Origin of the sequence: Nocardioides ganghwensis, assembly GCF_014779655.1 — a bacterium.
Lineage (GTDB): Bacteria > Actinomycetota > Actinomycetes > Propionibacteriales > Nocardioidaceae > Nocardioides > Nocardioides ganghwensis.
Map to the genome: position 1 here is coordinate 1 of NZ_JACXYX010000033.1, position 1,461 is coordinate 1,461.

Genomic DNA, 1,461 nt, shown 5'->3' on the forward strand with positions numbered 1-1,461 from the left:
CGGCTCCCCTCTGTTGTCAACGAGTGGCTTCGCGGGTCCTTGTCGCTGTGCTCTTTCGGGGCGGCGCAGGTGCGGCGTAGCGTCGGGCGTGCGGGTCCGGGAGTGGCTGATCCGAAGTGTCGATGTGCGGGGGTAGGTCGACCGCGCTGGATTCTTGAGACGCCCCGCAGTGCCCTCCCGGACTCGCGCCAGACGCGGTGGCGTCTTCGACCAGCTGCTTGTAGATGGTGTCGGATAGGCGTCGCTTGAGGCAGCGCAGTGCCTCGGCCGGCTTCTTCCCGGCGGCTCGCTTGCGGCGGTAGTAGGCCCGGCCATCGGTGTCGAGCCGCAACTGGGTGACCGCGGCGATGTGGATGACGTGGTTGACCCGCCGGTTGCCGGCTCGTGAGAGTCGGTGCCGGTTCTGCTCGCCCGATGATGCGTCCAATGGTGCGGTGCCGGTCCAGGACGCGAACCGGTTGCGGTCGGCAAACCGGGCGACGTCGCCGACGTCGGCAAGGATCCGTGCGGCGACGACCGGGCCGATGCCGTGGATGTCCATCAGGTGCGACTGCCGGGCCCGGACCATCGCCTTCAGCTCGGCGGTGGCCTTCTTCATCTTGGTCTCGATCGCGATCAGGTCGGCGAGTTCCTCGGCGGCGATGCGGCGTCGGGTCTTCCCTGCGATGTCGCGGGGTCGGACGCTGGCCAGCATGACCTTGGCCTGGCCCGAGGTGAGGTCCTTCTTCGCCTGTCCTGGCAGGAGTTCTGCCAGCAGCGCGTGGAGTCGGCACACGGTCTGGACGCGGCGTCGGGTGAGGGCTTCGCGGCGGTCGGCGAGCATCCGCATGGCTTCGAGCTCTCCGTCGCGGCGCAGCACGCGGAGGGTCTTGGTGCGTACTCCGACGACTGCCACGGAGTGGGCGTCGAGGGCGTCGGTCTTGCGGTTGTGGCCGGTGTCGAACAGCCGGACCCGGGCGGCGAGCTTGGCCGGGACGTCGACGACGTTCTCGCCGGCCTCGAGCAGCCGTTGTGCGAGTGGCCGTCCGGCGCCGTTGGCTCCCTCGACAGCCCAGACCCGATCCGGCCAGGTGCTCGCGTATGCGCGCATCGCCGTGTAGCCGGCGTGGTCGGTGCTGAACCGTCCGCTGCCGAGCTTCGTCTCGTGCTGGTCGAGGACCTCGATGGTGGCCGACAGTTTGTGGGGATCGACGCCGATGACGACGCGTCCGACTGGGTTGCTCATGTGCTTCTCCCGCCTGTGCGTTTCCGGATGGACGGCGAGGTGGGCATTGCTACTACGAGCTGGGCAGTCCCCTCTTGAGCCACGCCTCGTCAGCAGTGCTCAGCGGGCCGCAAACCGGAGGAGGGCCACACCGCGGTCGGCGGTGGGCAGCCCAAAAGAGAGCGAGCCCGCCGAGCACCTCAGTCGAGTCTGGCCAGACATCGACCTTGGCGAGAGTCTCTAGTAGCCCAGAATGA

At 68.5% G+C, this 1,461-nt stretch carries 1 protein-coding gene; it reads right to left on the minus strand.

What is annotated here, in order from left to right; translation table 11 throughout:
• Positions 1 to 16 precede the first annotated feature (16 nt).
• Positions 17 to 1,225 carry an IS110 family RNA-guided transposase gene (locus tag IEZ24_RS21365; RefSeq protein ID WP_129457164.1) on the minus strand — a complete coding sequence of 403 codons (1,209 nt, stop codon included), beginning with the start codon at positions 1,223 to 1,225 and terminating at the stop codon, positions 17 to 19.
• Positions 1,226 to 1,461: the final 236 nt, after the last annotated feature.

Coding starts and splice junctions, on each gene's coding strand:
- IEZ24_RS21365 (WP_129457164.1), bottom strand. CDS start 1,225: ATGAGCAACCCAGTCGGACGCGTCGTCATCGGCGTCGATCCCCACAAA.